This window comes from Streptomyces spinoverrucosus, from assembly GCF_015712165.1.
Taxonomy (GTDB): domain Bacteria; phylum Actinomycetota; class Actinomycetes; order Streptomycetales; family Streptomycetaceae; genus Streptomyces; species Streptomyces spinoverrucosus_A.
Map to the genome: position 1 here is coordinate 93,571 of NZ_JADPZX010000003.1, position 26,292 is coordinate 119,862.

Annotated in this window: 24 protein-coding genes and 1 pseudogene; 13 read left to right on the forward strand and 12 right to left on the reverse strand. The window is 71.1% G+C overall.

The window, feature by feature from the left end; translation table 11 throughout:
* Positions 1 to 27: 27 nt before the first annotated feature.
* Positions 28 to 1,452 (reverse strand): PP2C family protein-serine/threonine phosphatase, encoded by a 1,425-nt coding sequence (locus I2W78_RS37945; RefSeq protein WP_196465307.1) that lies wholly within the window; start codon positions 1,450 to 1,452, stop codon positions 28 to 30.
* A 303-nt stretch (positions 1,453 to 1,755) separates the two neighbouring features.
* Between I2W78_RS37945 and I2W78_RS37950 the strand changes: the two genes are divergently transcribed.
* Complete coding sequence (locus I2W78_RS37950; RefSeq protein WP_196465308.1) at positions 1,756 to 2,169, forward strand: SsgA family sporulation/cell division regulator; 414 nt, start codon at positions 1,756 to 1,758, stop codon at positions 2,167 to 2,169.
* Between the two features lie 8 nt (positions 2,170 to 2,177).
* On the opposite strand, the gene I2W78_RS37955 is transcribed toward I2W78_RS37950, so the two are convergent.
* The 3 genes and pseudogenes from I2W78_RS37955 to I2W78_RS37965 form a co-directional block, all read right to left on the reverse strand.
* Positions 2,178 to 3,203, reverse strand: a complete 1,026-nt coding sequence (locus tag I2W78_RS37955; protein ID WP_196465309.1) for a Gfo/Idh/MocA family protein — start codon at positions 3,201 to 3,203, stop codon at positions 2,178 to 2,180.
* Between the two features lie 61 nt (positions 3,204 to 3,264).
* Positions 3,265 to 4,358, reverse strand: a pseudogene (locus I2W78_RS37960) (baeRF3 domain-containing protein).
* Between the two features lie 52 nt (positions 4,359 to 4,410).
* Positions 4,411 to 6,036, reverse strand: coding sequence for an alpha/beta hydrolase (locus I2W78_RS37965; protein WP_196465310.1), 1,626 nt, complete (start codon positions 6,034 to 6,036; stop codon positions 4,411 to 4,413).
* A 301-nt stretch (positions 6,037 to 6,337) separates the two neighbouring features.
* On the opposite strand from I2W78_RS37965, the gene I2W78_RS41525 reads away from it, so the two are divergent.
* The gene (locus I2W78_RS41525) at positions 6,338 to 7,006 is read left to right on the forward strand and encodes a chaplin (protein ID WP_196465311.1); all 669 of its coding nucleotides are present in this window, start codon (positions 6,338 to 6,340) and stop codon (positions 7,004 to 7,006) included.
* Between the two features lie 664 nt (positions 7,007 to 7,670).
* On the opposite strand, the gene I2W78_RS37975 is transcribed toward I2W78_RS41525, so the two are convergent.
* Positions 7,671 to 8,153: a nucleoside deaminase gene (locus I2W78_RS37975; protein ID WP_196465312.1), complete on the reverse strand. Its 483-nt coding sequence runs from the start codon at positions 8,151 to 8,153 to the stop codon at positions 7,671 to 7,673.
* Between the two features lie 273 nt (positions 8,154 to 8,426).
* Between I2W78_RS37975 and I2W78_RS37980 the strand changes: the two genes are divergently transcribed.
* On the forward strand, positions 8,427 to 9,194 hold the full coding sequence (locus tag I2W78_RS37980) for an ArsR/SmtB family transcription factor (RefSeq protein ID WP_196465575.1): 768 nt from the start codon (positions 8,427 to 8,429) through the stop codon (positions 9,192 to 9,194).
* A gap of 114 nt (positions 9,195 to 9,308) precedes the next feature.
* On the opposite strand, the gene I2W78_RS37985 is transcribed toward I2W78_RS37980, so the two are convergent.
* Complete coding sequence (locus I2W78_RS37985; RefSeq protein ID WP_196465313.1) at positions 9,309 to 9,749, reverse strand: SPW repeat protein; 441 nt, start codon at positions 9,747 to 9,749, stop codon at positions 9,309 to 9,311.
* A gap of 147 nt (positions 9,750 to 9,896) precedes the next feature.
* On the opposite strand from I2W78_RS37985, the gene I2W78_RS37990 reads away from it, so the two are divergent.
* A complete protein-coding gene (locus tag I2W78_RS37990; protein ID WP_196465576.1) occupies positions 9,897 to 10,364 on the forward strand; it encodes a MarR family transcriptional regulator in 468 nt (155 codons plus the stop codon).
* Between the two features lie 167 nt (positions 10,365 to 10,531).
* Positions 10,532 to 10,699 (forward strand): hypothetical protein, encoded by a 168-nt coding sequence (locus I2W78_RS37995; protein WP_179382542.1) that lies wholly within the window; start codon positions 10,532 to 10,534, stop codon positions 10,697 to 10,699.
* Between the two features lie 335 nt (positions 10,700 to 11,034).
* Here I2W78_RS37995 and I2W78_RS38000 read toward each other — a convergent pair whose 3' ends face one another.
* Positions 11,035 to 12,066 carry an acyl-CoA dehydrogenase family protein gene (locus I2W78_RS38000; protein ID WP_196465314.1) on the reverse strand — a complete coding sequence of 344 codons (1,032 nt, stop codon included), beginning with the start codon at positions 12,064 to 12,066 and terminating at the stop codon, positions 11,035 to 11,037.
* A 139-nt stretch (positions 12,067 to 12,205) separates the two neighbouring features.
* On the opposite strand from I2W78_RS38000, the gene I2W78_RS38005 reads away from it, so the two are divergent.
* The 5 genes from I2W78_RS38005 (at position 12,206) to I2W78_RS38025 (ending at position 18,760) form a co-directional block, all read left to right on the forward strand.
* Positions 12,206 to 12,559, forward strand: coding sequence for a YciI family protein (locus I2W78_RS38005; protein WP_196465315.1), 354 nt, complete (start codon positions 12,206 to 12,208; stop codon positions 12,557 to 12,559).
* Positions 12,559 to 13,746: an RNA polymerase sigma factor gene (locus tag I2W78_RS38010; protein WP_196465316.1), complete on the forward strand. Its 1,188-nt coding sequence runs from the start codon at positions 12,559 to 12,561 to the stop codon at positions 13,744 to 13,746. Before I2W78_RS38005 ends, I2W78_RS38010 begins: the two co-directional genes overlap by 1 nt.
* 47 nt (positions 13,747 to 13,793) lie before the next feature.
* Positions 13,794 to 15,539, forward strand: coding sequence for a DNA polymerase/3'-5' exonuclease PolX (gene polX / locus I2W78_RS38015; protein WP_196465317.1), 1,746 nt, complete (start codon positions 13,794 to 13,796; stop codon positions 15,537 to 15,539).
* A 1,133-nt stretch (positions 15,540 to 16,672) separates the two neighbouring features.
* Positions 16,673 to 17,326: a chitinase gene (locus tag I2W78_RS38020; protein WP_374222761.1), complete on the forward strand. Its 654-nt coding sequence runs from the start codon at positions 16,673 to 16,675 to the stop codon at positions 17,324 to 17,326.
* A 60-nt stretch (positions 17,327 to 17,386) separates the two neighbouring features.
* Positions 17,387 to 18,760 (forward strand): PI-PLC domain-containing protein, encoded by a 1,374-nt coding sequence (locus I2W78_RS38025; RefSeq protein ID WP_196465319.1) that lies wholly within the window; start codon positions 17,387 to 17,389, stop codon positions 18,758 to 18,760.
* Positions 18,761 to 18,805: 45 nt separating this feature from the next.
* On the opposite strand, the gene sph is transcribed toward I2W78_RS38025, so the two are convergent.
* Positions 18,806 to 19,786, reverse strand: coding sequence for a sphingomyelin phosphodiesterase (sph, locus tag I2W78_RS38030; RefSeq protein WP_196465320.1), 981 nt, complete (start codon positions 19,784 to 19,786; stop codon positions 18,806 to 18,808).
* A gap of 124 nt (positions 19,787 to 19,910) precedes the next feature.
* Positions 19,911 to 20,369, reverse strand: coding sequence for a pyridoxamine 5'-phosphate oxidase family protein (locus tag I2W78_RS38035; protein WP_196465321.1), 459 nt, complete (start codon positions 20,367 to 20,369; stop codon positions 19,911 to 19,913).
* A 135-nt stretch (positions 20,370 to 20,504) separates the two neighbouring features.
* Between I2W78_RS38035 and I2W78_RS38040 the strand changes: the two genes are divergently transcribed.
* Positions 20,505 to 20,897, forward strand: a complete 393-nt coding sequence (locus I2W78_RS38040; protein WP_196465322.1) for a VOC family protein — start codon at positions 20,505 to 20,507, stop codon at positions 20,895 to 20,897.
* 542 nt (positions 20,898 to 21,439) lie between these two features.
* A complete protein-coding gene (locus I2W78_RS38045; RefSeq protein ID WP_196465323.1) occupies positions 21,440 to 22,504 on the forward strand; it encodes an adenosine deaminase in 1,065 nt (354 codons plus the stop codon).
* Here the strand turns inward: I2W78_RS38045 and I2W78_RS38050 are convergent.
* Complete coding sequence (locus I2W78_RS38050) at positions 22,492 to 23,001, reverse strand: mycothiol transferase (protein ID WP_196465324.1); 510 nt, start codon at positions 22,999 to 23,001, stop codon at positions 22,492 to 22,494. The two genes, I2W78_RS38045 and I2W78_RS38050, sit on opposite strands and share 13 nt — an antisense overlap.
* Positions 23,002 to 23,102: 101 nt before the next feature.
* The gene (locus I2W78_RS38055) at positions 23,103 to 23,978 is read right to left on the reverse strand and encodes a LysR substrate-binding domain-containing protein (RefSeq protein WP_196465325.1); all 876 of its coding nucleotides are present in this window, start codon (positions 23,976 to 23,978) and stop codon (positions 23,103 to 23,105) included.
* A gap of 116 nt (positions 23,979 to 24,094) precedes the next feature.
* Here I2W78_RS38055 and mgrA point away from each other — a divergent pair, with 116 nt between their 5' ends.
* Entirely contained in the window at positions 24,095 to 25,084 is a 990-nt protein-coding gene (gene mgrA, locus I2W78_RS38060; protein ID WP_196465326.1) for an L-glyceraldehyde 3-phosphate reductase, read from the forward strand.
* A 63-nt stretch (positions 25,085 to 25,147) separates the two neighbouring features.
* On the opposite strand, the gene I2W78_RS38065 is transcribed toward mgrA, so the two are convergent.
* The gene (locus tag I2W78_RS38065; protein ID WP_196465327.1) at positions 25,148 to 26,212 is read right to left on the reverse strand and encodes a methyltransferase; all 1,065 of its coding nucleotides are present in this window, start codon (positions 26,210 to 26,212) and stop codon (positions 25,148 to 25,150) included.
* Between the last annotated feature and the right edge of the window lie 80 nt (positions 26,213 to 26,292).

The following is a 26,292-nucleotide window of genomic DNA, read 5'->3' on the forward strand; positions in this document are numbered from 1 at the left end:
TCAGCTGTCCCCTATGCCGACTGTCGCCTAGGACGTGACCCTGGCGATCAGTACACAGGCGTCGTCCTCGCGTTCGGCCCCGCCGAACTCCTCCACGACCGTCCGCACGCAGTCCTGTGCGGTCCGTGCCTCGGTGAGGCGCGGGGCCAGGTCGGTGAGGCGGTGCGCGGCCGTTCCGTTGTCGCCGGGCACCAGCCCGTCGGTGTGCAGCAGGATCAGGTCGCCCTCCTCAAGGGGCTCCTCGGCCTCGCCGTAGGCGGCACCCGAGGTCGCGCCGAGCAGGACGCCGTCCGGTGCGTTCAACCTGCGCCCCGTCCCGTTGCGGAACAGCAGCGGGGCGGGGTGTCCTGCCTGCGCCCACACCAGCGTGCGGGTTTGGGGGTCGTAGCGGCAGCAGACGGCGCTGCCGAGGGCCGGCTGGACGGTGGTGTCCAGCAGCTGGTTGAGCAAGGCCAGCAGCCGGCCCGGCCGGGTGCCCGCCATCGCCATGCCGCGCACCGCGCCGAGCAGCATCGCCATGCCCGACGTCACCGTGACGCCGTGGCCGGTGAGCTCGCCGACGCTCAGCAGGGTCTCGCCGTCGGGCAGTTCCAGCGCGTCGTACCAGTCGCCGCCGATCAGCGCGCCGGTCGGGGAGGGCAGACAGCGGGCCGCCAGATCGAGGCTGCGCGGGCCCTGGCGCGGGAGCCGCAGGGCGCCGTGCCACGGCGGCAGCACGGCCTCCTGCAACTCGACCGCAAGCCGGTGCTCGGTCTGTGCGACGTGCCGTCGGCGCTCGAGCGAGTCACGGGTCTCGCTCACCGCCTGCTGGCTGCGGCGCAGTTCGCTGACGTCCCGCAGCACGGCCCACATGGAGGCGGTGCCGCCGTCAGTGTCGAGCACGGGCTCGCCCATCATGTGCACGGTCCGCACTTCGCCGTCCGGCCGTACGATCCGGAACTCGCCGTCGATGCGCTTGGCGTCGACCAGGCAGTCCGTGACCATCGCGGTCAGCATCGGCCGGTCCGCGTCCAGCACCAGCGAGGGCAGCTCGTCCAGCGTGAGCGGGGGAGCGGCGGGGTCGCGGCCGAGGATCTCGTACAGCTCGCCGGACCAACTGGCCTGGTCCGTCAGCAGGTTCCACTCCGCGCTGCCGACCCTGCTGAGCAGCGACTCGCCCCGGGGAGCGGGCGGTGGCGTCGGGACCGGCTCCGGCTCGGCCGCCGAGGTCACCGGCGGTGGGCCGTCGCGCAGTTGGGCCAGGTGCTCGTCGAGATCGTTGAGCTGGTGCAGCGCGAGGTCGTAGAGTGCGCGCTGCCAACGATCCTGTGGGTCCGAACCGTCACTCTGCGCGTCCCGCCGTACGGCGTCCACGTCGCCCTTGAGTCGCCGCGTCTGCGATATCAGCGCGTCGACCGAGCCGCGTCCTGGCGGCTGGGCGGCTGGGCGGTCCGCAGAGAGATGGGACGGCATGACGCACTCCGATGCGGGGGACGGTACGACAAGGCTGACGGTGGGACCGTTACGACTGTTGCACAGCCCGCGACGCCCTGTAAGGGATTTGGCAACACACGATACGGTGGTGCTTCTGGCATATGCCACCGTCTTCACGGAGTGCTTGTGGCGTAGGTGCTGAGTACATCGCGTGCGAGGGCAAGTCGTAGCCTGCGTACGCGAATTGACGGACCGTCGGGTTCGGCGTACCACGCTCATTCGGGTGTTCGACGTACACGCGTTCAAGGTGTACGTGAGACGCCGGAACGAGCTCGTAAGAGCATGGACATCACTCTCCAGCAGCCCGCCCGCGCCCGGCTGATCACGGCGGAGGAGCGGGAAGTCCCCGTCCCCGTCACGCTCCGCTACCTCTCCACCGACCCACTGGCCGTGCACTTCGACTTCCCGCCCGATGCGTGCCTCGACGGCGAGGCCCTCAGCTGGACCTTCGCCCGGTCCCTGCTCCAGGAGGGCGTGTGCGGTCCGGCCGGGAGCGGTGACGTGCACATCTGGCCGTGCGGACGGGCCCGTACGGTGCTGGAGTTCCACTCGCCGTGCGGGCTGGCGCTGCTCCAGTTCGACACCGCGGCCCTGCGCCGCTTCCTGCTGCGCACGTACGCGGTCGTCGCGCCCGGCGAGGAGGACGTGGCCGGAGCCGTCGAGCGCGGGCTCAACAGTCTGTTCGACGGTGCCTGACGTCGGCGTCAGCCGCTGACGTCCGCGTACAGCTCCGGGCGCGCCGCGAGGTCGACGGTCACCCGGCCGCCGCTCTCCAGCGCCCGGACCCCGGCCTCGGCCACGGCGGAGGCGGCGTACCCGTCCCAGGCGCTCGGGCCGGTGACCCGGCCCCGCCGGGTGGCGTCGACCCAGGACTGCACCTCGCGGTCGTAGGCGTCCGCGAACCGCACGAGGTAGTCCTGCGCCACCTCCTCGCGGGCGCCGCCCTCCGCCGTGACGACCATCGTGTGACCCTCGCCGATCCGGGCGCTGCCCGCCTCGCAGACGGCCTCGCACCGTACTTGGTAGCCGAAGCCGCAGTTGACGAAGACCTCCACGTCGACCAGGGCGCCGCCGCCGGTCTCGAAGAGCACGAACTGCGGGTCGAGCAGGCCCTCGGGGGCGTTCGCCGAGGACCGGGGGCGCAGCACGGTCACGGCGGTCAGCTCCTGGCCGAGCAGCCAGCGCGCCGCGTCGATCTCGTGCGAGACCGAGCTGTTGACCAGCATCGCGCTGGTGAAGTCGGGCGGGGAGGAGACGTTGCGGTGGACGCAGTGCAGCATCAGCGGCCGCCCCAGACGGCCGCTGTCCAGCAGCGACTTGAGGTGCCGGTACTCGGCGTCGTAGCGCCGCATGAAGCCGACCTGCGCCAGCCGTCGGCCGAGCCGCGCCTCGGCCTGCACCACGCGCAGCGCCCCTGCCGACTCCGGCACCATGGGCTTCTCGCACAGCACCGGAAGTCCGCGCGCGAAGGCCGCGAGCAGCGCCTCCTCGTGGGCGGGGCCGGGGGAGGCGATCAGTACGGCGTCGACGCCGGGCGCGTCCAGGGCGGCCTCCGGCTCCGCGCGCACCGCGACGCCGTCGATACCGGCCGCCGCCTCCTTCGCCCGCGCCGGGTCCGGGTCGGCCACGGCGGCCACCCTGGCGCCGCTCACCAGCCGATCGAGTCGCCGTATGTGGTCGGCTCCCATGTGTCCCGCGCCCAGCACCGCCACGCCCAGCAGCTCACCCACGTGCACCCTCCCGCTACGCCGACTGTCTCGGCGTAGCCTAGGCGGAGGGGCGCGGGTGCCGTCAGTAGCGCAGGACCCCCGCGATGCCGTTGGCGTCGGCCAGCGTGCCGTCGGGGACGAAGCGGACGTCGGCGCCGGTCTCCAGGCACTGCTCCACGATCTCGTCCACGATGTCCTCGCGGGCGTCGAGATCGTCGGTGGAGGCCGGGACGAGGTGGTCGCCGTCGTCGCGCACGGTCACGCGGTAGTTCTCCTCGACGGCGAGCAGCCGCACCCGGGCCTCCCGGGCGTTCTGCCAGACCTCGTCCACGCCGGCCACGAACTCCTTACGGCCGCGCGCCGATTCGAGTTCCTTCGTCACGGTGTCGATGGTTCTCATGTCCTCGGCCTCGACCACCGGGCGCACGGCCTGCCACACGGTGTCCGGAGTGCCGTGGGAGAGTCCGCCGTGCGGGATGTGCACGGCACGCCGGGTGACGTCCCCGATCTCGTCCAGGCAGGACAGCGCCGCCTGCTCACCGCTCACGTACAGCGGTCGCGGGTTGTCCCGCAGCACCGCGCCCATCGCCGTGTCCATCTCGCGCAGGAAGTGCCGGGTGCCCTCGTCGCGGAAGGTGCTCGGCATGTCGCCGAACCGCTCCAGGCGCTCGGGGTCGAAGTTCTCGTTCCTGCGAGTCAGCGGGAAGCCGCCGGTGCGCTCCTCGGTGACCCGGCCCCCGCCGCCGTTCCAGAGGGTGGCGCGGTCGGCCGAGACCGACAGCACCCAGAACGGCCGTTCGGAGACCTGCGCGGAGACGAGATTGCGGGTGAGGAAGGTGTCGGAGAGCACCACCCGCTCGGGCACGGAACGGGCGAGTGACCACACCTGGTGCTCCCCCGGGGCGGCGAAGATCACCAGGCCGTCCTCGACGTATGTCAGATCGACCTCCCGAGTGCCTGGTCGAGCTGGGCCGCCACTTCGACACGCCGCTCCCGGGTCACCGCGGGATCGGTCTCCAGCTGCTTCTTGGCCTCGGCCACCACATTGCGCAGACGGACCCGGTCCTGCGCGTTGTACGGCTCCCTGCGGTGCGTCGGCGTCAGCACGGACACCGCGGGGTAAGGGCGCGGTCGGCGCAGCTCGGCCAGGGTCGTGGGACTGAGTGCGTGCTCCATGACAGCACCATAGGGCCGATTCACGTATCGGGCATTTGGGGCGCGATGATCGTCATGGTGCCGCCCCTTCGCCGTTCTCGGGGCCGCAGGAGCTGCCGCTCGCGGGCAGGGTGCCGTACAGCAGGAAGGCGTCGATCTTGCTGTGCACGCACTTGGACGAGGGGTAAGCGGTGTGGCCTTCGCCCTTGTTGTCGAGCACCACGGCCGACGGCCCCAGCCGTTTCGCCGTCTGCACCGTCCAGCGGTACGGCGTCGCCGGGTCGCCGCGGGTGCCGACCAGCAGCATCTTGGGCGTGTCGACGTCCTTCACCTTCTCGCGGATGAAGTCGGTGCCCTTGGGGCGGCCGTAGCAGAGCAGGACCTGGGTGAGGCGGAACCGGCCGAAGACCGGGGACGCCTCCTCGTACAGGGCGCGCAGCCGGCCCAGGTTCCTGGTGATCTGCCGGGCCGTGGGGCGGTCGGGGTCGTCGGCGCAGTTGATCGCCATCAGCGCGGCCGGGAGGTTGTCCAGGGGGACGTCCTCCTGATCCACGAGCCCACCGTCGGCGGACGGCGACGGCTTCTGCGTGCCCTGTCGCAGGCCGGGGAGCGCGATACCGCCGGTGGCGAAGGCCTCCACCCCGCGCGTGTCCCCGTCCTCGACCAGCGAGGCCAGGGCGCGCTCCAGCGAGGGCCACATGTCCTTGCTGTAGAGCGCCTGGCTCAGCGCGCCTACCAGGTCCTGACCGGTGAACTCGCCGCTGAACGCGGTCGGGACCGGATCCTCGTCCATTGACCGGACCAGCCGTGCGACCTCCTCCCGGGCGGTCCGGGCGTCCTGACCGAACGGGCAGGAGACGTCCTTCACGCACCAGTCGAGGAAGTCATCCAGTGCGACCTGCTGCCCCGCGGCGCCCGCCACACCCTGCTCGGCGAGCGACTCCGTCAGCGTGTCCACTCCGTCGAGAGCCACCCGGCCCACTTTGTCCGGGAACTGGGCCGCGTACACGGCGCCGAGACGGGATCCGTAGGAGAAACCGAGGTAGTTGAGCTTGTCGTCGCCGAGCGCCTGGCGGATGACGTCCATGTCGCGGGAGACGTTGACCGTGCCTATGTGCGGCAGGACCGGCCCGGAGTGTTTGGCGCACTGCTCGGCCGCCGTCCTCAACTGCCGCAGCACCGCGTTCGGATCGCGCAGCGTCTCGTCGGTCCCGGCGATCACGGGAGCGCCACCGTACGGGTTGTTGCCGCAGCTGACCGGGGAGGACCGCCCGACGCCGCGCGGATCGAAGCTCACCACGTCGTAGGCGTCGGTCAGGCCCATGAAGTCGTCGCCGCCGTACGTCAGCTCGGTGACGCCGGAGCCGCCCGGGCCGCCGAAGTTGAGCAGCAGCGAGCCGCGCTTCTCGCCGCTCGCCCGGTACCGGGCCAGGGCCAGATCGAGCGTTCCGGCGCCGGGGCGCGCGTAGTCCAGCGGCACGGTGACCTTGCCGCACTGCGGGCCGTCATGGGGGTCCGCGCCCTCGCACGTCTTCCATGCGACCTTCTGCCGGTAGAACCGGGTCAGGTCGGGCTGCGGATCGTCCGCGGACGTCGTCGGCAGACCGGCGCCCAGCATCGCCAGGCCGATGGCTCCGGCGACCGTGTGGCGTCGTGCCGCGCGTCGTACCGTGCGCCGCGGGGACAGCTTGGCCAGCATCGATGCCTCCAGGGCGCCCCACTGGGGACCGGTGAACGGCGCCCTCGCTCACGATAAGCGTCGCTCGCAGGGGTCGCCTCCGGGCCAGCGGGACGCCTGGAGCAGCCGTACCCTGCCCGCTCACATGTCCGGTACGGGCGATTACAGAGTGTGTTGGGTGGTTCGGACGGCTTTACTGCCAGTTCGACAAACGTGCCACTCGATGGGGTGAAAGGCGGATAAGCCATAACTCGGATGGTTCACCTGCGTTTTACCCGGCGCGGGTGAGTGCCCGCGATTACGTCTGGAAGGCAGGGACCCTATGAAACGGGTTACCCGAAACGGTGTGATCGCCGTCGCCGCCGCCTCGGGCGCGATGGCTGTGACGTTTCCGGCGCACGCGGACTCCGCGGCCGACGGAGCCGCGGTCGGCTCGCCGGGTCTGATCTCCGGCAACACCATCCAGGTCCCGGTGCATGTCCCGGTGAACGTGTGCGGGAACACCGTGAACGTGGTGGGGCTCCTCAACCCCGCCGCCGGCAACCGATGCGCCAACGTGAGCGACAACGACGACCAGGGCCCCGAGCCGGGGTCGGGGTCGGGCGGGGGAGCGGTCGCCGAGGGCAGCGGAAAGGATTCGCCGGGTGTGATCTCCGGCAACGGAGTGCAGCTCCCGGTGCATCTGCCGGTGAACGTCAGCGGCAACAGCGTGAACGTCGTCGGCATCGGCAACGGGGCCGTCGGCAACGAGTCCGTGAACACCCCCGGTGACCGCCCGGTCCGACCCGAGCGTCCTGTGTCACCGCCACCGAGGCCCGAGCCGTCCATCCCGCCGAAGGCCCGCCCGGCGCCGCACATCGCGCCGCCCACCACGTCCGGCCTCGCGGATACGGGCGCGGACACCACCCTGCCCGCCGCGCTCGGCGCCACGGCGATGGTGCTGGGCGGCGCGTTGCTGTACCGGCGCTTCCGTCCCCGGGCGGTGCGCTGAGCCCACGCCGCTCACGGCACGCACGAGGGAGGCCCCATCGGCGGGTGATCACCGGTGGGGCCAGGACGGGGGCCCAAGGGCCTTATGCGGCCGGGGGTAGGGGTCTATGGCTTGGGGCATGGGCTAGAGGCCTGTTGTCTGTGGCCTGGGGCTGGGGCTGGGGCTGGGGCTGGGGCCAGGGCCTGTGGCTTGGGGTCAGGGGTCTGCGACGTGGGCCAGACGCTCGCGGCCCGCGCCTGCGGCTTATGGTCTGTGGGCTGCACCTGCGGCCGAGCACCTACGGCCGAGCGCCTGCGGCCGGCGGTCCGGGTCCGGACGTCTGGGGCCAGGGGTCTCGCGGGCCTGGGCCTGTTGCCTGTTGCCTGTTGCCTGTTGCCTGTTGCCAGGGATTAGGCCTGCGGCCTGTGGTGGTGGCCAGGGTTACGGGGCCCCGGCACGTGGTTGTGGCCTGGGGTCTGGGATCCATGCCCGAGGACCCGAAGGCTGGCGCCTCGTGGTGGTGGCCTGGGGCCTGCGGCCGGGTGTTCGGCGGTCCGAAGCCGGAGGCTTGGTCCTGGTGTGCAGGGGCCCGAAACCAGGGCCCGCGGTCTGGTGCCCGAGGCCCGATAAACAGGGACTGCCACCTGAAATCACAGACCTGCAGCTGGCGGCCAAGTGGGGCGGCTCAGCGGCGACCTTGGTAGAAGCGGCGGTGCAGTTCCCGTACCTCTTCCGCGAGCTCCGGGACCGGACCCGCGACGGACACTCCCGGCGCGACCTCGTTGACCGGCAGTGTCCGCACCGGAGGCGGTGGTACGCCCAACTCCGCCAGCCATGAGGCGAGCTGCTCGGACGACGCCACGTACACGATGCGGCCGAGGCCCACCCAGGCGTGCGCCGCCGCACACATCGGGCAGTGCTCGCCGGACGTGTACACGGTCGCCGCCGCGCGCTGCTCCGGCGACAGGTGCCCCGCCGACCAGCGCGCCAGCTCGAACTCCGGGTGCCGGGTGCGGTCGCCGGAGGCCACCCGGTTGTGGTCCTCGGCGAGCACCGCGCCGTCCGCGCCGACCAGCACCGACCCGAACGGCTCGTCCCCGGCGTCCAGCGCCTGTGCGGCCAGCTCGACACACCGGCGCAGATACCGCAGCTCGGCGTCGCTCACCATGCTCTACGTCCTCCTTGTCCCCGTCAGTGACGCCCGCGCGCCCGGTCCAGGGCCGCGACGCCGAGTGCTGCGAGGCCGATCTGGATGAGCCACTCGATCACCTCTATGTGAGGACCCTGCTGCTTGGTGTGTGCCCGCCGAGACCGAGGACAGTCCGATTCCAGGTTTCTTCGGAGTGAGTGGGGCCTGCCCGCGTGGGCCCTGTCCGCGGTTGACATGCAAGTAATTGCCTGCATAACGTTGAGTGTGCGATCAGAGGACGACGACTTCGGGATGGACAAGGTCTTCAAGGCCCTGGCCGACGACACGCGCAGGCGCCTGCTGGACCGGCTGCACCAGGAGAACGGGCAGTCGCTCGGCGAGCTGTGCGAGCACATCGAGATGACCCGCCAGTCGGTGACCCAGCACCTGGCCGTCCTGGAGGCCGCCAATCTGGTCAGCACGGTGCGACGGGGGCGGACGAAGTTGCACTACCTCAACCCGGTGCCGCTCCACGAGATCCAGGAGCGGTGGATCGACAAGTTCGAGCGCCCGCGCCTGCGTGTGCTCGGCGCCGTGAAGCGACTAGCCGAGGAAGCCATGACCGACAAGCCGACCTTCGTGTACGTCACCTACATCGCGAGCACTCCCGAGAAGGTCTGGGACGCGCTCACCGACGCGGACCTCACCGGCACCTACTGGGGTCACCGCAACGAGTCCGACTGGCAGCCGGGGTCCCGCTGGGCCCACGTCCGCACGGACGGTTCCGGCATCGCCGACGTCGTCGGCACCGTCGCCGAGAGCGAGCGGCCGACCCGGCTGGTCACCACCTGGGCCGCGCCCGAGGACGAGGGCGACGAGACCAGGCACTCCCGTGTCACCTTCGACATCGAGCCGTACGGCGACATCGTCCGCCTCACCGTCACCCACGAGGACCTCGCCGACGAGGGCGAGCGTGCCGACGTGGCGTCGGGCTGGGCCGCGGTGCTGTCCAACCTCAAGTCGCTCCTGGAGACCGGCAGCCCGCTGCCGCAGGAGCCCTGGCTGGTACCCGGCCGCTGAGACGCGGCGTACGCGGCAGACGCGGCAGACGCGGCGGACACGGAAGGGGCCGGTCCGCGACAGTCGCGGACCGGCCTCGCTGTGACTCATCGACTCCCTTCCTGTCGGGGTTTCCTACGGCTTGGGGGCGCTCTTCGCCGCCGTACCGGCGCACACCAGGCCCAGGATCAAGGCCAGAGCGCCGATGATGACGTTGTTCCAGACGACGCCGGCATCCGGGCTGGCGCCGACGATCCACGGGGAGATGATCATCCACGCACCCAGCGCGCACATGGCCCAGCTGAGGCCGTACATGCGTTCGGGTGCCCGGGTGAACCCGAGTGCCAGCAGGCCGATCGCGATGCCGATGATCAGGTTGTGGGTCGCGAGTGAGGGCTGGCTGGCGCTGTAGTGGACCACCCAGGGGGACACCGCACAGTACAGACCGAGCAGGAACACCGGTCCGTCCACGAGTGCCACATCACGACCGCCGAGCATACGGGCGTACCGATCCCTCATTTCGAGTGCATCGGGGTGGGTGGTTATGTCACCTCTGGTGGGCTGGACGTTGGCCATGACTCGTCTCCTTTGGCTTTGCCGGCCTGACCGCGTCTGGTGCGGTATGCGGTAAGCGCCGCGCATGTCCATTCTGCTCTTATTTCGCCTTTATGTGTAGAGCTCACTACCCTGATCACCGTGGACAGAACCGATCACGTGAACGGCATGCGCGAGCGGCGGCCCGCCGGGAGCGCCGACCTGCGCTTCCTCTCCGTGCAGCTGCGGCGGATGAACGCCGAGATCAACCGTGTGGTCCACGGTTTCGCGGGCGGCAACGGCCTGAACTCCACCGACGTACAGGCGCTCGCGGCCATCCTGGACGCCGACGGGCCGATGACCCCGGGGCGGTTGCGTGAACACCTCGGGCTCACCTCCGGTTCCGTCTCCGCCTGCGTGGAGCGGCTGGAGCGCGCGGGCCTCGTCCGCCGGGTCCGGGGCGGCGACGACCGCCGGGTGGTGCATCTGCGGTACGCCTCCGCCGCCCGTTCGACGGCCGGTACGTACTACCGGCCGCTCGCCGAGGCCACCGCGGCCGCCCGGGCCCGCTTCTCCGAGGCCGAACTCGCGGTCGCGCTGCGCTTCCTCGCGGCCCTGAACGAGGAACTCGCCCTGCACCGGGCCTCCGACGGCTGAGGAAAGGCCGCCGAGGTCGAACGGCGACACCTGCTCGTCACCTGATGTCGGCGACCGGTCGCGCGCAGTTCACGCGGGTGTACATGTTCGCGTGGATCGAGGGCAGGCGAAGGGTACGGGAGTTGTCCGCATCGGTCGAGGGTGCGACGTTGGAGGTGGCTGCGGCTATGGGTGCGAAGGTGCTGGAGCGTTTTCCCGCCGGGGCTCCGCGAGGATCGTGGCCGGCGGAGGAGTACGCCGCCGCACTGCGGGCCGAGGGCGAGCCGGCGACGGTCGTGATGGACCTGAAGTCGGACGCGTTCCTTGTGGTGGTTCCGGCGCGCGATGAGGACTGACCACCTGCTGCCCAATCCGGTGGGGTTTCCTTTTCACCGCTGTCGTAGGGCAGTTGGGCTTTCCCAAACCAACTCTGCCGCTTTCGGCCTGGAATACCGAGCATTCCGCGCCGTTTTCCGCGGCAGAGGTTCCGCATGCCTTTCGGCACCTTGATACTCGCCTACTGGGTCCGCGCCCGAACCTCGCGCCGGGCGGCGCCGAGGCGCTCGGGCAGGTGGTCGACCAGTTCTCGGCTGCCCTCGGCCGCACTCCGCCGCCTCCGGCCGGGACCGGCCGCCGGCGGTCGCCTGTCTGAGCCAGATCTTCGTCGACCACCCCGCAGGCGCCGTTCGCCTCATGAGGCCAGCACGCCGAGATGCGCTCGCCGTGACTCGGCGGTCTGCCCTTGGACCAGCAGGAACATGGCCTCGCGGGCGAGTCGTTGGGCTTTGCTGGTCAGGGCCATCGAACGCCCGCCGCCGGACACCACCGCCGCCGTGGTCGCCGCGCGCATCACCTCGTACGAGCGCAGCCTGAGCGCCAGCCGCTCGTCCAGGTGCTCGTTCGGCCCGGCCTCGTCGGCCAGCGTGTAGGCACGGTCGCGGATCTCGGCGAGGCGGGTGCGCAGCGGCCCGGCGGTGTCGTCGTCGAGGAGGCCGAGGGCGGCCTCGGTGACACCGAAGACCGCGGGGGAGGCGGTCACCGTCTTCGGACGGTCCTCGGCGGCCCACTGCTCAAACGGCGTCCGCAGCGTCACCGCCTCCTCCGCGAGCCACAGCCCGTCCAGCTCCAGCGACACCGTGCGCGCGGCGGTCAGCGCCGCGAGCCGCATCGGCGGCGAGGCGCGCAGCCCCGGCTGCTCCCGCGCCTCCGTGAACGCGAACAGCGCCTCGCCGCTGTCGGTCACCCCGGCCAGCAGCATCACGTCGTTGAGCCCCCACCCGGTGTACCAGGGCACGGTCCCGTCGAACCGCCACCCGCCCCGCTCCCGCACCACACGCACCGGAGTCCGGGGATACGCCCGCAGATGCGCGTATGCCACCCCCGACAGCAGCTCACCTCGGGCCATCGGGCCCAGCAGCCGCTCCCGCACCGGCGGCGCGCCCTTCACCAGCGTCGCGACCGGCGTGTGGTGCTGCGTCTGCACGAACCACGTCGAGCAGCACGCCCCGGACAGGACCTCCGCCGTCTGCCGGACCACCGAGGCGGGCGCGGCCGCACCCCCGAACTCCTCTGGCGCGCCGATGCCCAGCAGCCCGGACCGCTTGATGGCCGCGATGTGGCCTGCGGGCACCTCGGACTGGTCCACCGTTTCGGCGTTCGGGGCGAGGAGGTCGTCCGCGAGCTGCCGGGCGCGGGTGACGAGCGGGTGCGGTGTGGTGGTCATGGGAAAGATCTTCCGATGTCCTGGCGCGAGGTGTCGATTCCGGCGGACGTCGTTCGTGTAGGAGGTGAGAGAAGCCTCTGGAAACCCTCAGAAACCCTCGGAACCCCTCAGAACAGCCCTCGACGCCCAGGAGGACGTCATGAAGTACTACCTGCTCAGCGTGATGCAGCCGGTCGGCGAACCGCCCGCCCCCGAGGTGCTCGCCGAGATCGGGAAGAACCTCGACCGGTTCCACCAGGAGCTGCGCGAGGCCGGCGCCTGGGTCTTCGCCGGCGGACTGCACGGACCGGAATCGTCCACGGTCCTGCGGCCCCGTGACGGCGACGTCCTGGTCACCGACGGCCCGTACGCCGAGGGCAAGGAGCACCTCGGCGGGATCTGCCTCGTCAGGGCGCCCGACCTCGACGCGGCCCTCGACTGGGGCCGCAGGGCGGCCCTGGCGACCACTCTGCCGATCGAGGTCCGCCCGTTCATGGGCGAGGCAGCCGACTGATGACGGTGGACGTCGAGGCCGTCTTCCGGGCCGAGTACGGTCGCGCGGTCTCCGTCCTGGTCCGCTTCCTCGGCGACATCGACCTCGCCGAGGAAGCCGTCCAGGACGCGTTCACGACCGCCGTGCGGCGCTGGCCGGAGACCGGTGTGCCGCCGAGCCCGGCCGGCTGGATCATCACCACGGCCCGCAACCGCGCCGTCGACCGGCTGCGCCGGGAGTCCTCCCGCGACGCCCGGCACGCCGAGGCGGCGTTGCTGTACGCCGCCGAGCCGCCGGCCGAGGAGGGCCCCGTGCGCGACGACCGGCTCCGGCTGATCTTCACCTGCTGCCATCCCGCGCTCGCCCCACAGGCCCGGGTCGCGCTCACCCTGCGGCTGCTCGCCGGCCTGACCACGGAGCAGATCGCCCGGGCGTTCCTGGTATCGGAGCCGACGATGGCCCAGCGGCTGGTGCGGGCCAAGGCGAAGATCCGCGACGCGCGCATCCCGTACCGCGTCCCCGGCGACGCCGACCTCCCGGACCGGCTCGGCACCGTCCTCGCCGTCGTCTACCTGATCTTCAACGAGGGGTACACCGGCGCGCCCGAGCTGTGCGCGGAGGCCGTACGCCTCGGTCGGCTGCTGGCCGAGCTGATGCCGGACGAGCCCGAAGTCACCGGCCTGCTGGCGCTCATGCTGCTCACCGAGTCCCGCAGGCCCGCCCGGCAGGACGCGGCGGGGGAGCTCGTGCCGCTGCCGGAGCAGGACCGCACGCTGTGGGACCGCACGCTGATCGCCGAGGGCCAGTCGCTGGTCCGCCGGTGCCTGCGCCGGGGCAGTCCGGGGCCCTACCAGATCCAGGCCGCGATCAACGCCGTGCACAGCGACGCACCGACCGCCCAGGCCACGGACTGGGGGCAGATCCTCGCCCTGTACGACCAGCTCATGGCCCTCGCGCCCAGCCCGGTGGTGGCGCTGAACCGGGCCGTCGCGGTCGCCGAGGCCGAAGGCCCGCGCGCCGCCCTCGACCTGGTGGATGCGCTCGACCTCGACGGCTACCACGTCTTCCACGCCGTGCGCGCGGACCTGCTCCGCCGCCTCGGCCACCCCACCGAGGCCGCACGGGCGTACGAGAGGGCCGTGGCGCTGACCGGGAGCGCGGCGGAGCGCGCCTTCCTGGAACGCCGCCGGGCCGACCTCACCCGCTGAGCCCTGCCCCACCGGCCCGACACGGAGGTCGTGCTTACCCTGGAGGCGTGGCTCGTTCCAACGATGAGGTCGCCGCGCTGTTCGCCGAGTACGCGGACCTGATCTCGATCACCGGAGGAGACGCGTTCCGGGCACGCGTGTACGAGAAGGCCGCCCGGGCGATCGGCGGCCACCACGCCGACGTGTCGAAGCTCGACGTCAAGGGTCTTCAGGAGATCCCCAACGTCGGCAAGTCGATCGCGGAGAAGATCGTCGAGTACTTCGGCACGGGCCAGGTGTCCGCGGTCGAGGAGCTTCGGGCGAAGATCCCCGCCGGGGTTCGGCGGCTGACGGCCATCCCCACGCTCGGCCCGAAGAAGGCCATGGCGATCTACCAGGAGCTGGGCATCTCCTCGATCGAGGAACTGGCCGACGCCATCCACGAGGAACGGCTGCGCGACCTGAAGGGCTTCGGCCCCAAGACGGAGGAGAACATCCTGCACGGCATCACGCTGCTGCAGTCCTCCGGTGACCGGGTGCTGCTCGACGCCGCGACGGACGTCGCCGAGGGCATCGTCGCCCAGCTGTCGAAGGTGACCGGCTGCAGGCGGTGCGCGTACGCCGGCTCGCTGCGCCGCGTCCGGGAGACCATCGGGGACATCGACATCCTCGCGGCGGCAGAGGACTCGGAGCCGCTGATGCGGGCCTTCACCGAACTGCCGGAGACCAGCGAGGTCATCGCGCACGGCACGACCAAGACATCGATCCGCACCACCAAGGGCCTCGCCGTCGACCTGCGGGTCGTACCGCCGGACTCCTGGGGAGCGGCGCTGCAGTACTTCACCGGCTCCAAGGCGCACAACATCCGCACCCGGGAACGGGCCGTGCACCAGGGGCTCAAGCTCTCCGAGTACGGGCTGTTCGACGTCGAGAGCGGCGAGAAGATCGTCTCCGAGACGGAGGAGGACGTCTACGCCCGGCTCGGCCTGCCCTGGATCCCGCCGACCCTGCGCGAAGACCGCGGCGAGATCGAGGCGGGGCTGCGCGACGAACTGCCCGAGCTGGTCCAGGAGTCCGACATCCGGGGCGACCTGCACACCCACACCGACCTCACCGACGGTCTCGCCCCGCTGGAGGAGATGGTCGCCGCGGCGGCCGAACGCGGCTACGCCTACTACGCCATCACCGACCACGCGCCCAACCTCTACATGCAGCGCATGACGGACGAGCGGATGCTGGCCCAGCGCGAGCGCGTGAGGGAGCTCGACGAGGAGTACGGGCGGCGCGGCAGGCGCGCCGGGATGCGGCTGCTGCACGGCGTGGAGCTGAACATCGACCCCGACGGCGGCGTGGACTGGCCGGACGAGTTCCTGGCCGACTTCGACCTGTGCGTGGCCTCGGTGCACTCGCACTTCAACCAGGGGCAGGACGCGATGACCCAGCGGTTCCTGCGGGCCTGCGAGAACCCGTACATCAACATCATCGGCCACCCCACCACCCGCATCATCGGCAAGCGCCCCGGCGTCGACGCCGACCTCGACGCGCTCTTCGCCGCCTGCGCCCGCACCGGCACGGCCCTGGAGATCAACTCCCACCCCGACCGGCTCGACCTCAACGACGAGCACATCCTGCGGGCCAAGCGGTACGGGGTGAAGTTCGCCATCGACAGCGACGCCCACTCCACCCTCCACCTGGCCCACCTGCGCTACGGCGTGGGCACGGCACAGCGGGGCTGGCTCACCAAGGACGACGTGATCAACACCTGGCCACTGACCCGCCTGCGGCGCTTCCTGCGCAAGGGGCGGACGGACTAGGTGTGCTGTCCGGGACGTTGGTGACGGGCGACACGCCTTGAGTGGTCCTTGAACGGGGCGAGGGCCTCTGGGTTCGGTGTGGATTGCGGAAGGCCCGTCCCGTCGAGCAGCGCCCGCGCCGTGTACGCCACCAGGCCGGTGACCCGGCTCTGCTCCCGCCCCGTGAGCGCGTAGGCCGCCTGCCGCCACGCCAGGCGTCGACACGCACCACGAACCGGTCCCTACCGAGATGGACGCCTCCGAAGGCACGGGCGAGCCGCCGCCGCACGTCCGGCCGGTCCATCAGCCGCTCAAGTCCCGTACGGCGCGGTGAGAACAGCGCTGCGGTCCGCGGCCGGGAGTCCAGACACAGCCGGGTCGTGACATCCGGGACCTCAAGGGTGCGGGGGAGCGTGTGCTGGTCGGAGAAGGGGAAGGGGTACGCCGTCCTGGTGCCGAATCCGGGGAGCGCGACCCGGCGAGGGGCGGCCCGCACCGGCGTGGCCGGACCGGCGATCGTCCAGCGCAGGGCGTCCACGCCATGGTGCTCGCCGGTGCCGAAGAGCAGCGCGACGTCGATGCGCCGGGCTCCGCCGACGTCCCGATGGGCGCGCTGGGCGAGCAGGTTCGTGAGCCCGGTGCCACGCCCACGCTGAGCACCGCCGTCGCGCCCCGTCCCCGCCCGATCGGCCCCAACGTCACGATGTCATCCAGGAGTTGGGCGCTGGCGCCGACATCGACGCGATGGATCCCGCGCTCCAGGCAGCCCCGGGCGATCGACGCGTCCGGCGGCTCCACGCACAGCACCACGACGGCCACATCACCGAGCGTCCCAACTGCCGACCGAAGCCGTCGGGGTCGATCCGCCCGTCGAGGAGCGCCCTGGCAGAAGCATCCCTGGTCATGCCCCCGGAACACCGCGGGCGTCCCGGAGTGCGCGTCAACTCGTCCGAAATCCCGGACGGTTTGACTGGTCTACACCCTTGACTGGTACAGACCAATGCGGTTGAGTGTCGGTCCAACCCCCCACCACGGCCGCCCCCACCGTCCCTCCTCTGGGAGCGGCCGTGCACCGCAAAGGAGCTGAACCTGTGTCGAGGCGTCGTTTTCGCATCTCCGCACTCTTGAGCTCGCTCGCCCTCGCGGGTGCCGCCCTGGCCCTCCAGCCCGCCCCCACCGCGACCGCCGCCGGATTCGTGGTCAGCGAGGCGCAGTTCAACCAGATGTTCCCGAGCCGGAACTCCTTCTACACGTACAGCGGGCTCACCGCCGCGCTCAGCGCGTACCCCGGCTTCGCCAACACGGGCAGCGACACGGTGAAGAAGCAGGAGGCAGCGGCCTTCCTCGCCAATGTCAGCCACGAGACCGGCGGCCTGGTGCACATCGTCGAGCAGAACCAGGCCAACTACCCGCACTACTGCGACTGGAGCCAGCCGTACGGCTGCCCGGCCGGTCAGTCCGCCTACTACGGCCGCGGCCCCATCCAGCTGAGCTGGAACTTCAACTACAAGGCCGCGGGCGACGCGCTGGGCCTGAACCTCCTCAACAACCCGTGGATGGTCCAGAACGACGCCTCCGTCGCCTGGAAGACCGGCCTGTGGTACTGGAACACCCAGAGCGGCCCCGGCTCCATGACCGGCCACAACGCCATGGTCAACCAGGCCGGCTTCGGGCACACCATCCGCTCCATCAACGGCTCCTTGGAGTGCGACGGCAAGAACCCCGCGCAGGTGCAGAGCCGAGTGAACAACTACCAGCGGTTCACGCAGATCCTCGGCGTTTCACCGGGCGGCAACCTCTACTGCTGACGCCGGTTCGCGGGGCATGGTGTCATGCACCTGACTACTAGCCCCTGAAAGGCATTCAGCATGCGTCGCACCCCCCACGCCCTGCTCGCCACGACCGCCGCGCTGGCCGCCGCGGTCGTGGCGCCCTCGCCCCCGGCCGGGGCCCTGTCCGCGGCCCCGGCCTCCGGCACGTACTACCTGCAGAGCGCCGTCACCGGCCTCAACGCGGCCGACAACCAAGGCGCGGTCGAACAGCGCAGACCCAAGGGCAACGAGGACCGCCAGCAGTGGAACCTGCGGCCGAGCGGAACCTCGTACGTCCTCGAAAGCACCGACGCCGCGGGCAACTGCCTCGGCCGCTCCGGCGACCAGGCGCGGACCGTCGCCTGCACGAGCACCGACGCGGTCTGGGAGATCACGTCCACCGGCGCCGACCAGTACACGCTCAAGGCGCCCGGCACCGACCGCCACCTCACGCTCGCCCCCCGCCCCTCCGGCGCCAACTACCCCGCCCAGCTGGCGATCGGCGCCTCCGGCTCCCTCGCCTCCTGGTACCTCACCCCCGTCACCCCGGCCACCACCCCCATGCCGCCTCAGGGCCAACGCACCCTGGACCAGGTCACGTTCCTCACCTCGCACAACGCCTACGCCAACGGCGTCGACGGCGGCTTCGCCCCGCCGTTCGTGAACCTCGTCCCGAACCAGTCGCGCGGCATCAACCAGCAACTCACCGACGGCGTACGGGGATTCATGCTGGACATCCACCAGACCCCCGACGGCGCGATCCTCTGCCACAACAGCTGCACCCTGGTCAGCAGGCCGGTCGCCCTGTGGGTCGACCTCCAGCGGATCGTGGACTTCCTCAAGGCCCACCCCGACCAGTTCGTCACCGTCTTCCTGGAGGACTACGTCGACCCGAGCGTCCTGCGCGCCGAACTCGCCCGCGTGAACGGCCTGGACGACATCCTGTACCGCCCCGACCGGACGGGCGTCCGCCAGAACGGCTGGCCCAAGCTCGCCGACCTGATCGCCGCCAACGACCGGTTGCTGATCTTCACCGACCACAGCCGGGCCGCCGACCAGTCCGCGGGCCTGACCCGGGACAGCTTCGGCGTGATGTACCAGCGGGAGTGGACCGTCGAGAACTACTGGTCCATGGGCTCCGGCCTCGGCTCCTCGGACTGGTCCTGCTACAGCCGCTGGTACGACGCGAACACCAACATCCCGCTGACCCACACCGAGCCCGGCTTCCGCCCGCTGTTCGTGATGAACCACTTCCGCGACGTTCCGATCACCGCCACGGTCCGCACGGACAACACCAAACTCGCCGACCGCGCCCGCCGCTTCTGCCAGCCGGCCGCCCGCAAGAAGCCCAACTTCCTCGCGGTGGACCACTACGAGCTCGGCGACACCGCGTCGGCGGTGAACGCCCTGAACACCTACACCTACCCGTAACGCCGACGGGGACGGGCCCCGGTCACCCGGGGCCCGTCCCGTCGTTCAGTGCCCGATCACCGGGTAGTGGTCCGACAGGTTGGTGTACGTGTAGTCGGTGCCCCAGCTGGTCACCGTCCAGGGCGCGCTCTGCTCCTTGACGACGTCGTTCTTCCAGACCGCCGGCCGCGCGTGCCCCGCCCGGTGGAGCACGTAGTCGAGGTCCTCACGCGGGTCGTCGGGGTAGCGGTCCCGGGCGATGGAGTTCTCCGCGGTGTCGAAGGAGTACGGGTGCCCGGTACGCGCGTCGCTGTCCACCAGCCCCGCGTCCGTGAGCATCGAGGCGTGCTCGGCAGTGCGGGAGTCGACGTTCAGATCACCGGCGACCAGTACCTGCTCGCTCGCCGGGATGTTCTTGCCGTCCAGGAACGCGTCGATCGTCCTGAACTGCCGGCTGCGCATCGCGGCCGCCTCGCCCGCGTCACAGCCCGGGTCGGTCGACTGGGCGTGCGTGCCGAGGACGTGCACCTTGGTGCCGTTCACGTTCAGGACGACGTACGCGAAGCCCTTGTTGGACCACCAGTCCGCCCCGCACGCGTCCTTGTAGACCCACTGCTCCTTGCGCACGATCGGCCACTTGCTGAGGATCGTGACCCCGCCGTCCTCGGGCGTCGTCGCCGAGTACGCCCCACCGGTGGCGTCCCAGCCGCTCTTGCTCCGCCCGACCACGGGCGTCTGGTACGGGTACTCGCCCGCCACGGCGCTCCGCAGCGCGTCGGAGGAGGAGTTGTCGAACGCCTCCTGGACCACCACGACGTCGTTCCCCCGGAAGAAGGGCGCCCTGGCGATCTCCGAAGCCCGGTGGTCCTGGCCCCAGTTCGGGTAGAGGCTCTTGCTGAACAGGAAGACGTTGTACGACAGCACCTTGAGCGACGGCGCCTGCTCGGCGGCCACCGCGGCGGGCGCCGAGCCCGCGAGGCCGACGGCGGCGAGCGAGAACGCGAGCACGACTGCCCCGTGAGTGCGGCGCGGTGCGGAGAGCGTCACTGGATCTCCCTGTGGGTGAAGGGGTGAGTGGCGCCGCACATCAAACCACCTGGAGTTACTCCTAGGTAACACCCGTGCGCGGTACGGATGTCGGGAGGGCGTAGGTCAGGGGCCGAGGGCTGTTCTAGACCGTCCAGACCCCGTCCGACATCACATGCCGATGGGGCAGCTCGCGCTCCTCGTGCCACGCCTGCACCGCGCGCGGCCGCACCCGGTAGTAGGCGTACGTCGCCTTGTCCGCGCGTGGATCCCAGCCCGTCTTGGCGTGGAACGCCTCCGCCGCCGCGTCCGGCACCTCCTCGGCCGAGAAGGCCTCGGCGTCGCCGTCGATGAGGACCACGTCCCGCGTGTCCCCGAGCGCCAGCCGGGTCCGGCGGACCGCGCGCAGATTGCGGCCGGTGGGATTGCCCGGGCGGGTGGCCAGCCACACGGACTCGCCGTCCCACACGAACCACAGCGGGACCAGGCACGGCACCCCGTCGGTGTCCGCCGAGGCCACCCAGATGTCCATCTCCCGTTCGAGCCGGGCCAGTACATCCTGCTTGCGGCGGGCGGCACTGCGCGGGGGTTCGGTGATCGTCATGGCCCCGGACGCTAGCCGCTCGACTGCCGGAGCACCTCGGGCCCGAGGCGTAGGACTCCGGTCCCGGTGACGACTGGCGTCCGCGAGGTTTTACGTATAACCTCTTCCGTCAATCAGCCCTCCCGAAAGGCCCCGATGAGACGCATCGCCCTGGTCACCCTCGTCGTCGACGACTACGACGAGGCGATCCGCTTCTACACCGAGGCGCTCGGATTCCGACTCGCCGAGGACACGCCGCGCGAGGACGGCTCCCGCTGGGTCGTGGTCGAGCCCGGGACGGAAGGCGCCGGCTCCGCCCTGCTGCTCGCCCGCGCCAAGGGTGAGGCCCAGCGCGCCCGAGTGGGTGACCAGACCGGCGGCCGCGTCGGCTTCTTCCTGCACACCGACGACTTCGCCCGCGATCACGCCCGGATGCTGGCCGCGGGCGTGAGCTTCCTGGAGGAGCCGCGGCACGAGCCGTACGGCACGGTCGCCGTCTTCCAGGACCTGTACGGCAACCGGTGGGACCTGCTGCAGCCCGCCCCCTGACCGCCGCGGCCCGCAAGCCCGCCAGCTTCCGCCGTCTCCGCTCCGGACCCGCCGTCCGCTCCGTCGCCTCCGCTGCGGAACCCTAGTCTGCTCCGCCGTCTCCGCTTCCGCTCCGCCGTCTCCGCTCCGGATCCGCCGTACGCTCCCGCCGTCTCCGCTGCGGAACGCCCGTCCGCTCCGCCGTCCCTGCTCCCGACCCGTCGTCCTCCGTCGCCTCCGCTGCGGAAAACGCCGGTCCGCTCCCGCCGTCTCCGCTCCGGGACGCCAGTCCGCTCCGCCGTCCCCGCTTCCGACCCGTCGTCCGCTCCGTCGCCTCCGCTGCGGAACTCCAGTCCGCTCCCGCCGTCTCCGCTCCGGAACGCCCATCCGATCCGCCGTCCCTGCTCCCGACCCGCCGTCTCCGCTCCGGAACGCCAGTCCCCTCCGCCGTCCCCGCTTCGGGACGCCGTCCGCTCCGCCCCCTCCCCTGCGGACCCCCCGTCCGCTCCGCCGCCTCCCTTCCGCACCCTCACTTCGAACAACCCGCCCGAGAAAGACGCACCATGACTGCTACGCGCGTAGACATCGAAACCCTCCGCCGCCTCCCGAAGGCCGTCCTGCACGACCACCTCGACGGCGGCCTGCGCCCCGCCACCGTCGTCGAGCTCGCGGAGACGGTCGGCCACACCCTGCCCACCACCGACCCCGACGCGCTGGCCGCCTGGTACTACGACGCCGCGAACTCCGGCGACCTGGTGCGCTACATCGCCACCTTCGAGCACACCCTCGCCGTGATGCAGACCCGCGAGGGCCTGCTGCGCACCGCCGAGGAGTACGTCCTCGATCTCGCGGCGGACGGTGTCGTCTACGGCGAGGTGCGTTACGCGCCGGAGCTGATGATCAGGGGCGGGCTGACCCTGCCCGAGGTCGTCGAGACCGTGCAGGAGGGGCTCGCGGCGGGCATGGCCAAGGCGGCCGCCGCCGGCACGCCGGTACGGGTCGGGACGCTGCTGTGCGGCATGCGGATGTTCGACCGCAGCCGGGAGATCGCCGACCTCGCCGTCGCCTTCCGGGACGCCGGCGTCGTCGGTTTCGACATAGCCGGCGCCGAGGACGGCTTCCCGCCCGCCGACCACCTGGCCGCCTTCGAGCACCTGCGCCACGAGAACGTGCCGTTCACCATCCACGCCGGTGAGGCGCACGGTCTGCCCAGCATCCACCAGGCGCTCCAGGTGTGCGGCGCCCAGCGCATCGGGCACGGCGTGCGGATCACCGACGACATCGTGGACGGCAAGCTCGGCCGTCTCGCCGGGTGGGTCCGCGACCGCCGGATCGCGCTGGAGATGTGCCCGACCTCCAACCTCCAGACCGGCGCCGCCACCTCGATCGCCGAGCACCCCATCACGGCGCTCAAGGACCTCGGCTTCCGGGTCACGCTCAACACCGACAACCGCCTGGTCTCCGGCACGACCATGACCCGTGAGATGTCCCTGCTGGTCGAGGAGGCGGGCTGGACGGTCGAGGATCTGCGCACGGTGACCGTGAACGCCGTCAAGAGCGCGTTCATCCCGTTCGACGAGCGGGGCGCCCTCATCCGGGACGTGATCCTGCCCGGCTACGAGGCCTGAAGCAGTCCCCGTACGAAAGCGGCCTGTCCGACGTGCTGAAGGTCGTCGGACAGGACGCTCACCAGCCGTACGCCGAGGCTGACCGGCGGATCCCAGCGGTCGTCGACGATTTCTTCGAGGTCCTTGGCGGTCAGCCCGCGCACGAAGCCGAGCGTCTGCTCGTGCACGGCGTCGTAGTAGCCGGTGAGCAGGTCGGGGGAGTCGACGCGCACCTTGGCGACCTTCGCCGAACTGTGCCCGTACCCGGTGTCATGGCGCGGCAGCCCGAGCCCGAAGCGCTTCTCCCAGTCCTGCGCCAGCCAGACCTGGTCGAGCCCGGAGGCGTCGGCGATGTGGTCGTCCTGGACGCGGCTGAGGTGCCAGACCAGCCAGGCGACGGAGTTGGCGGCGGGGCCGGGACGGGCGTTGAGGTCGTCGGCCGAGAGGCCTTCGACGACGGCGTGGACTTCTTCCTGGATGCGGCTGTAGCCGTCGGTGAGGATGTCCTTGGCGTGCATACGTCCCACCATGGCGCATCGCCGGGATTCCCACGACGGCACATCGCCGCGCGTCAGGGGTCGATTCAGCAGCCGCTTCAGGAGTCGCTTCAGTGGTCGCTTCAGGAGTCGAGGAGCGTCATCAGTGCCCGCGCCGCCGGGCTCGTCGCCTCCCGGGGCGGCAGCAGGGCGACCGTCTCGTACACCGCCTCGCCGGTGCCCTTGAGGGGCAGCGCGGTGAGTGAGGCACGCTTGTGGCGGAAGTGGTGCGGTACGACGGCGATGCCCAGGTTCTCGTCCAGCAGGTCGAGCAGGCTGTGCACGTCGTTCACCTCCAGCGCCACTGTCCGCCGTACGCCCGCCCCGGCGAACGCGGCGTCGGTGGCGCGGCGCGGCCCCCAGTCGGGGTGGAAGTCCACGAACACCTCGCCGCCCAGCTCCTGAGGCGTCACGGCCGCCCCGGCGGTGGCGAGGCGGTGGGTGGGATGGCACAGGACCGTCATCGGCTCGCTGGTCAGCGGTACGGAGCGCAGCTGGTCGGTGTCCTCCTGGGTGCGCACCGCGAAGGCCAGGTCCAGGCGCCCCGCGGCGACCTCCTCCGCCAGCGCGCCCGAGCCCGCCTGCCGCAGGCAGATCTCCACATCCGGGTGCCGGTGCCGGAACGCGGCGAGCAGCCGCGCCACGTTCACCCCCGCGATGCACTGCTCGGTGCCCAGCGCGAGCATGCCGCGCAGTACGCCCTGCACCGCGGCCACCGCCTCATGGGCGGCCCGCACCTGCGCCAGGATCCGCTCGGCCTCATCCAGCAGCGCCCGCCCGGCCGGGGTGAGCGTCACCCGGCGGGTGGTCCGCACGAACAGCGGGGTCTGCAACTCCCGCTCCAGCGACCGGATCGAGGCCGACAGGCCCGACTGGGACACCATCAGCCGTTCGGCCGCCCGGGTGAAGTGCTGGTCCTCGGCGACCGCGACGAAGTGCTGGAGATGACGCAGTTCCATGACTGAGAAGCGTAGTCGCTGAATTTCATCGGATTCTTCTGTTGGACCACTGCCCGCAGGTCACGAAAGAGTGAGGGCCACACTGTTCCATCCGTGCCAACCCCTCTGGAGTCGCGTTGTACACGGCACACCCCGACCGCTACGCGGACATGCCCTACCGGCGCACCGGACGCAGCGGCCTCAAGCTCCCCGCGTTGTCGCTCGGCCTGTGGCACAACTTCGGCCCCGACCGCCCCGTCGAGACCCAGCGGGCCATCCTGCGCCGGGCCTTCGACCTCGGTGTCACCCACTTCGACCTGGCCAACAACTACGGCCCGCCGCCCGGCGCCGCCGAGACCGCGTTCGGCGAGGCGCTCAGGGCCGACTTCGCGCCGTACCGCGACGAGCTGGTGATCTCCACGAAGGCCGGCTACCTGATGTGGCCCGGCCCGTACGGCGAGTGGGGCTCGCGCAAGTACCTGCTGTCCTCGCTGGACCAGAGCCTGAAGCGGATGGGCCTGGACTACGTCGACATCTTCTACTCGCACCGCCCGGACCCCGAGACTCCGCTGGAGGAGACGATGGGCGCCCTGCACTCGGCGGTCCAGCAGGGCAAGGCGCTCTACGTCGGCGTCTCGAACTACTCCCCGGAGCAGACCCGCGAGGCCGCCCGCATCCTGGGCGAGCTGGGCACCCCGCTCCTGATCCACCAGCCGCGCTACTCCATGCTCGACCGCCGCCCCGAGGAGGGCCTGCTGGACGCGCTGGACGAGCTGCAGGTCGGCTCCATCGCCTACTCGCCGCTGGACCAGGGGCTGCTCACCGGCCGCTACCTCGACGGCATCCCGGAGGACTCGCGGGCCGCGAGCGACAGCCCGTTCCTGAACTCCGAGGCGCTGACCGAGGAGCTGGTCGGTCGGCTGCGGGCCCTCGACGACATCGCCAAGTCCCGCGGCCAGTCGCTGGCCCAGATGGCCCTCGCCTGGGTGCTGCGTGGCGGCCGGGTGACCTCCGCCCTGGTCGGCGCGAGCAGCCCGGAGCAGCTTCAGGACAGCGTCGCCGCGATCGGCAACCTCGACTTCGACGCGGAGGAGCTGTCCCGCATCGACGCCATCGCGCTGGCCTGATCCGCGTGGTCCGCGGCCGTGTCCGCAGCGGCACGGCCGCGGCCAGGTCTGCCGACGGTTCGGTCAGTCGGCCGCGGCCTCGATGAGGGAGAACGGTGCGGCCTCCGCGAGCGGGGTGACCGAGGTGACGGACAGGCCCGCCCGGTGGCACACGTCCTCGAAGTCCGTGCGGGTGCGCTCCCTGCCGCCCACGTTCACCAGCATGTTGAGGTCGCTGAGATAGGTGAGTCCGGCCTCGGTGACATGGGTATCGTCGGTGGTGTCGACGACCTCGGGAAGCACCGGCTCCACGATCAGCACGCGGCCGCCGGGCGGCAGGACGTCTCGGCAGTGGCTCAGGATCGTGACCGCCTGTTCGTCCGCCCAGTCGTGCAGGACGCTCTTGATCAGGTAGAGGTCCGAGCCCTCGGGGACCCGACGGAAGAAGTCTCCCGCGACCAGCGAGCAGCGTTCCGTGAGGCCGTGCCGCTCCAGTGTCTTCGGCGCCTGGGCCAGGCCCTCCTTCGTGTCGTAGACGACGCCGGTGAGATCCGGATGTGCGCCGAGCACGCGGGCCAGGAGCGTTCCGTCTCCGCCGCCGACGTCCGTGACCCGGGTGAACCGGCCGAAGTCGAAGGCGTGCGGCAGTACCGCGGCGGTCTCCCCGGTGGCCTGACTCATCGCCGCGTTGAACTCCGCGGAAAGGTCGGGGTCCTTCGCGAGGTGGCTGAAGAAGTCCGTACCGAAGACGGCGTCGAACGCGGTGTCGCCGGTGCGGACGCTGCCGTCCAGGTGCTCCCAGGCGCGCATCACTTCCGGCTCGGTGAACACCCGCACGAACGATGTGAGCGCGTCCGGGTGGTGGGGATCGAGGAGTGCGCCCGCCGGGGCCACCGAGAATGAGCCGGGTGTGTGTTCCTCCAGCAGACCGAGGCCGGTCAGGGCGCGCAGCAGCCGGGTCATGGGCTGGGGCTCGGCCCCGGCGTCGGCGGCCACTTCGGCGGCCCGGCGTCGCTTGTCGCCGATCAGCTCGACCACCCGCAACCGGACCGCCGCGCGCACGGTCTGCGCGGCCATGCTCCCGAAGACGAGCCGGACGATCAGGCCGCGCTCTGCCATGCCTGCTGCCCGCGCATCGGTGTTCGCCACAGGTTTCTTCCTTCCGTGGTCGGTTCGGCACGTACTTGAATTCGTTCGGCACGTACTTGAAAAGGGGACGGTCCCTGATC